This window comes from Pseudomonas sp. GXM4 (genome assembly GCF_008923895.1).
In the GTDB taxonomy this organism is placed as follows: Bacteria; Pseudomonadota; Gammaproteobacteria; order Pseudomonadales; family Pseudomonadaceae; genus Aquipseudomonas; species Aquipseudomonas atacamensis.
In genome coordinates this window covers 1-6,211 of sequence record NZ_WBRZ01000303.1, presented here as the reverse complement: position 1 = coordinate 6,211, position 6,211 = coordinate 1, and the positions used below count along the sequence as shown (strand labels likewise).

Below are 6,211 nucleotides of genomic sequence, written 5' to 3'. Positions count from 1 at the left end.
CTATATTATAAGCCGCAGACACCAAGACTTTGCCGTCCTTTTGCAGCACCACCTGCCTAGCGTTACTGTTAGCGTGGATAATATTTGCAGGATTTAATAATACGCGGCCACCACCAAATTCCGTATTGGTTGAGCCGTCCGCATTCAGGCTTAACACAGCAGCTTGAGATGAAAGATCGTTGTACATGATGGCCGTACCCAGGTAAATCAGACCATTCTGCTGATTGATAGCCGCAGGGCATGCATTCGGACTTTCCTGTAGGGAGTTGCCGTTATCATGCGAATCAGAAAGCGGCATGATCCCAACAACTTCACGTTCATCCTCGGGCAGCCTTACATCGTTTCTATCAATATAACGAACACCTTCGGTACCAAACCCTGGAACGAAGTTGCCCTCGGCGTCTTGTCGCACTACGAACAAAAGCTGCTCATTTACGTCAGGATTATATGCCGTGCCAAAAATGAGCCATCCATCTTCGCCAACCAAGCTCACACTATTGACATTAACAAAATGCCTTTCCGTTAGGGAATATTTTCTATATCCCTCTCTACCGAAGCCGGCATCCAGCGTTCCGTTTTCATTTATTCGCGCTACAGAAAAACTGTTATCTCCATTAGAGATAACTGCAACCATCTTTTTATTGAGCAAAATGGCCGTTGCACTAAGCCCAAACCAATCAATATCACTCTTTACCCAGCGAACCACTCCGTCCTCACCAAATTCTGGATCAAACCTTCCTTCAGCATATCGCTTCTCTAAATTATTCATGATTGCTCTCATTCAATAAATTTCACACTTACGGAATGGGCAATTGAACACAACCGAGCAAAATGGGCACCTGTAAAACCTGACAGTTACCTGCATCTCATGACATCGGCTAGCATCGTAGGTTTTAGCTTTAGGCCATCCACCACTCTTCGATTGATCCGATCCACGCATCAATCCATGCCAACAATGCAATTAACAGATTGTTACATCTGCGCCACCATCCATCTCAATAAAAACCGTGCGCCGCTTCTCCGTAGCGCACGTCATAAAAGCGGTGGAGTACTTTTCTATGACAGCCTCAATCCCAACCAACGGCTCGCGGGCCGGTGCCATCTTCCGGGTGACCTCGGGCAACTTCCTCGAACAGTTCGACTTCTTTCTGTTCGGCTTCTACGCCACGCAGATCGCAGCAGTCTTCTTCCCGGCGAGCAGCGAGTTCGCCTCGCTGATGATGACTTTCGCAGTATTCGGCGCAGGCTTCCTGATGCGGCCGCTGGGCGCCATCGTGCTCGGCGCATACATCGATGACGTCGGCCGGCGCAAAGGTCTGATCGTCACCCTGTCGATCATGGCCAGCGGCACGATATTGATTGTGCTGGTGCCCGGATACGAAACCATTGGCCTGTTCGCCCCGGCACTGGTGCTGATCGGGCGACTGCTGCAAGGCTTCTCCGCCGGCGCCGAACTCGGTGGTGTTTCGGTGTATTTGTCCGAGATCGCCACGCCGGGCCGCAAAGGCTTTTTCACCGCTTGGCAGTCGGCCAGTCAGCAAGTGGCGATCATCGTTGCTGCCGCGCTGGGCTACGGTCTGAACCAGTGGATGGAGCCGCAAGCCGTGGCCGCCTGGGGCTGGCGCATTCCGTTTTTCGTCGGTTGCATGATCGTCCCGTTCATCTTCTTCCTGCGTCGTAATCTGGCGGAAACCGAAGAGTTCGCCGCACGCAAACACCGTCCAAGCATGCGCGAAGTGTTCCGCACTCTTGGCCAGAACTGGGGCGTGGTGCTCGGCGGGATGTTGATGGTCGCGTTGACCACTACCGCGTTCTACCTGATCACCGTGTACGCGCCGACCTTCGGTAAGACCGTGCTGCACCTGAGCACATCCGACGCGTTGCTGGTAACGCTGCTGGTGGGCGTGTCGAACTTCTTCTGGCTGCCGATTGGTGGTGCGTTGTCCGACCGGATCGGCCGTCGCCCAGTGCTGATCGGCATGGCCTTGCTGGCACTGGCCACGACTTATCCAGCGCTGTCGTTCCTGGTGCAGGCGCCGAGCTTCACCAACATGCTGCTGTCGCTGCTGTGGTTGTCCTTCATTTACGGCTTGTACAACGGCGCGATGATTCCGGCGCTGACCGAAATCATGCCGGTTGAAGTGCGCGTCGCCGGTTTCTCGCTGGCCTACAGCCTGGCCACGGCGATCTTCGGCGGTTTCACCCCGGCGATGTCGACTTTCCTGATCCAGTACACCGGCGACAAAGCCGCGCCAGGTTACTGGATGAGCATCGGTGCCCTCTGCGCCCTGTGCGCCACGCTTTATCTGTACCGCCGTGCCGGTGGTCGTCTGCAACCTGTCGCGGCCTGAGGAATACTTGCCATGAAAAAACTCTTTACTGTCACCGCCCTGCTCGCCGGTCTCGCGTTCAACTTCGCGGCCCAGGCCGAAGAACTCAGCGTGATGACCTCCGGTGGCTTCACTGCCGCCTACAAGATCCTCGGGCCGAAATTCGCTGCCGCAACGGGCAACACGCTCACCACCAGCCTCGGCCCGTCGATGGGCAAGGCGCCGGAAGCGATTCCCAATCGTCTGGCGCGCGGCGAGCACGCCGACGTGGTGATCATGGTCGGTTACGCCCTCGAGGAGCTGATCAAACAAGGCAAGGTCGACCCGGCTTCCCGCGTCGAACTGGCGGATTCGCGGATCGGCATGGTGGTGCGTGAAGGCGCGGCGAAACCGGACATCAGCAGCGTCGACGGCCTGAAGAAAACCCTGCTTGATGCGCAGTCGGTGGCCTACTCCGACAGCGCCAGCGGCGTGTACATCGAGCAGCAGCTGTTCAAGAAACTCGGCATCGAAGATCAGTTGAAACCGAAAGCCAAGATGATCGCCAGGATCCCGGTCGGCTCGGTGGTTGCCACTGGCGACTATCAGTTGGGCTTCCAGCAGGTCAGCGAATTGCTGCCGGTGCCGGGCGTGAGCTTCGTCGCGAAGATTCCGGAATCGGTACAGTCGGTGACGCGTTTTGCCGCTGGCATTCCGGTCAAGGCCGAGCATCCAGAAGAGGCCAAAGCCCTGCTCGCCTACCTCGCTGCACCGGCCGCTCAGGCTGACGTGCAGGCCACCGGGCTGGATTCGGTCAAGCGTTGATCGTTGGCGGCTGGACGCGCATTTCCACGACCAGCCGCTCCAGTTCCAGAGCCGCCGGGGTCAACGTGCGATCCCGGCGCTTGATGATGCCGACACTGCGCATCACCTGCGGCTCAATCAGTGGCACCCGCGTCAGGATCGGATGATCCGGCCCGGGCATCGCCATCAATGGCACCGCCGCCACGCCCAGCCCCGCCTCCACCAAGCCGATCATCGTCGTCACATGCCGCGTCTCGCAGATGCTTTGACGCTGCGGCACTACCCCGCCCAAGGCCTGATCGAGCAGAAAGCGATTGCCCGAAGTCTTGTCCAGCGCAATGTAATCCTGCTGATAGAACTCGTCCCAGCTGACGCTGCTGCGCCCAGCCAGCGGATGATCGCGACGACAGGCGACAACGTAGCACTCCTGCACAAGCGGTTCGAACTCGACTTTGGCATCCTGCGTGCCGAGAAAACTCAAGCCGAAATCCGCCTCGCCATTGACCACCGCACTCAACACATCGTGAGCGCTGGAATCAAGGACTTTGACCTTGATCCGCGGAAACTGCTGGTGATAACTCGCGACCACGCGGGGCATGAAGTAGTACGCCGCCGACGGCACGCAGGCGACGGTGACATGGCCCAAGCGCGTCGAGGCGACTTCGCTGATGCCAAGCAAGGCAATGTCGAGATCATCCAGCAAGCGCTCGACGCTGGGCATGAAGCCGCGCCCGGCCTGGGTCAGGCTGACCTTGCGCGTGGTGCGCTCGAACAGTTTCACGCCGAGGGCGTCTTCGAGCTTTTCGATGCGCCGACTCAGCGCCGGTTGTGACAGGCGCACGGTGTCGGCAGCCTTGCGAAAACTGCCCTGCTCGACCACCGCGCGAAAGGCTTGCAGGTCGTTGAGGTCGAAGTTGATGGCCATGGCGTTTCCGGAAATTGATGCGCAGGGGTTATAAATGTAACCAGTTGATGCAAATTATTACAGCGACACCGGAAATCCCCTGTAGGAGCTGCCGCAGGCTGCGATCTTTTGATCTTGATTCTCTGAAGGTAAAAGCAAGATCAAAAGATCGCAGCCTCGTTGCACTCGTCAGCTCCTACAAGGATCGTTGGTGGATCTCGAATTGGTTGAACCCTTATCCTTGTCACCCTCGCCGTACCCGTAGTCAGGAGTCGTTCCAATGCCCCATGAAGGCAATCTGTTGCAAGCCGCTGTCGTGTTTCTGTTCGCGGCCGTGCTCACCGTGCCTTTGGCCAAACGTCTGCAACTGGGCGCAGTGCTCGGTTATCTGTTTGCCGGGGTAATCATCGGCCCGTCGGTGCTCGGCCTGATCGGCAACCCGCAAAGCGTTGCGCATATTTCCGAGCTGGGCGTGGTGTTGCTGCTGTTCATCATCGGCCTGGAGCTGTCGCCGCGACGCTTGTGGGTAATGCGCAAATCGGTGTTCGGCGTCGGTCTGGCGCAGGTGCTGTTGACCGCATCGGTGATCGGCGTGCTGGCGCTGTCGGTGTTCGGCCAGCCGCTGAACAGCGCCATTGTGCTGGGCCTCGGTCTGGCGCTCTCCTCCACGGCGTTCGGCCTGCAAAGCCTTGCCGAACGCAAGGAACTGACCAGTCCCCACGGGCGGCTGGCGTTTGCGATTCTGCTGTTCCAGGACATCGCGGCGATTCCATTGATCGCCCTGGTGCCGATGCTCGCCGGCGTCGATCACCACACCAGCACCGCCGACGATATTCGTCACAGCTTGCAGGTGCTCGGCGGCATTGCCGTGGTGGTGATCGGCGGGCGGTATCTGCTGCGTCCGGTGTTTCGCGTGGTGGCGAAAACCGGGCTGCCGGAAGTGTCCACCGCCACCGCGTTGCTGGTGGTGATCGGCACGGCGTGGCTGATGGATCTGGTCGGCGTGTCGATGGCGTTGGGCGCGTTTCTCGCCGGTCTGCTGCTGGCGGATTCGGAATACCGGCATGAGCTGGAAGCGCAGATCGAACCGTTCAAGGGCCTGCTGCTCGGGCTGTTTTTCATCAGCGTCGGCATGGGCGCCAATCTCAGCCTGTTGTTGAGCGCGCCGATCACTGTATTGGGCCTGACTCTGCTGCTGATCGGTCTGAAATTGCCGCTGCTGTTCGTCGTCGGACGTCTGGCAGGAGGATTGAACAAAATCAGCGCAATTCGCCTCGGCATCGTCCTCGCTGCCGGCGGTGAGTTTGCCTTCGTGGTGTTCAAGATCGGTCGCGATCAGGGCCTGTTCGAGCCACGGCTGTACGACTTGCTGGTGCTGACCATCACCCTGTCGATGGCGCTGACGCCGTTGCTGCTGTTGGTCTGCGCACGGCTGGTCAGCCCGAAAGTGCAGCCGGTGGAAGTGCCGGAGAAATTCCGCGAAATCGACACCGAAGCGCCACGCGTAGTGATTGCCGGCATGGGCCGGATGGGCCAGATCGTGGCGCGGATTCTGCGCGCGCAGAACATCAAGTTCGTTGCGCTGGACACCTCGGTGGAAACCATCGAACTGTCGCGCAGCTTCGGCGGTGTGCCAGTGTTCTACGGCGACCCGATGCGCCCGGAAATTTTGCACGCGGCCAAGGTCGGCGAAGCGGAGTATTTCGTGATTGCCACGGACGATCCAGAGACCAACATCAAGACTGCCGAAGTGGTACACAAGCTCTATCCGCACATGAAAATCATCGCCCGCGCGCGTAACCGTCAGCACGTGCATCGCCTGGTGGATGTCGGCGCGGAAGCGATTCGTGAAACCTATTATTCGAGCCTGGAAATGAGCCGGCGCACGCTGGTCGGCCTCGGTCTGACCCAAGCCCAGGCCGATGCGCGGATCAAGCGTTTCAAGCATCACGACGAACAGGTGCTGGAGGCGCAACACGCCGTCTACGACGACGCCGCCAAAGTCCTGCAGACCGCCCAGGAAGCCCGGGCGGAACTGGCCAAACTGTTTGAATCGGATCAACTCGAAGAGGAAGCGCGCAAATCCTGATGCATGCGAATTCCCTGTAGCTGCCGAAGACTGCGATCTTTTGATTTGATTGTTCCCACGCTCCGCGTGGTAACACAGCCCGGGACGCTCCGCGTTCCACTTCCC

At 58.7% G+C, this 6,211-nt stretch carries 5 protein-coding genes; 3 read left to right on the top strand and 2 right to left on the bottom strand.

Annotated elements, in window-relative coordinates:
- A partial coding sequence (locus F8N49_RS24425; protein WP_218574908.1) for a hypothetical protein occupies nt 1-769 on the bottom strand: 769 nt, incomplete at its 3' end.
- 289 nt (nt 770-1,058) lie between these two features.
- Here F8N49_RS24425 and F8N49_RS24420 point away from each other — a divergent pair.
- Nucleotides 1,059-2,351, top strand: coding sequence for an MFS transporter (locus tag F8N49_RS24420; RefSeq protein ID WP_016775219.1), 1,293 nt, complete (start codon nt 1,059-1,061; stop codon nt 2,349-2,351).
- A 12-nt stretch (nt 2,352-2,363) separates the two neighbouring features.
- A complete protein-coding gene (locus tag F8N49_RS24415; RefSeq protein WP_151552941.1) occupies nt 2,364-3,134 on the top strand; it encodes a substrate-binding domain-containing protein in 771 nt (256 codons plus the stop codon).
- On the opposite strand, the gene F8N49_RS24410 is transcribed toward F8N49_RS24415, so the two are convergent.
- Complete coding sequence (locus tag F8N49_RS24410) at nt 3,124-4,038, bottom strand: LysR family transcriptional regulator (protein ID WP_151552940.1); 915 nt, start codon at nt 4,036-4,038, stop codon at nt 3,124-3,126. The genes F8N49_RS24415 and F8N49_RS24410 overlap by 11 nt on opposite strands.
- Before the next feature lie 259 nt (nt 4,039-4,297).
- Between F8N49_RS24410 and F8N49_RS24405 the strand changes: the two genes are divergently transcribed.
- Nucleotides 4,298-6,106 (top strand): monovalent cation:proton antiporter-2 (CPA2) family protein, encoded by a 1,809-nt coding sequence (locus F8N49_RS24405; RefSeq protein ID WP_151552938.1) that lies wholly within the window; start codon nt 4,298-4,300, stop codon nt 6,104-6,106.
- Nucleotides 6,107-6,211 lie beyond the last annotated feature (105 nt).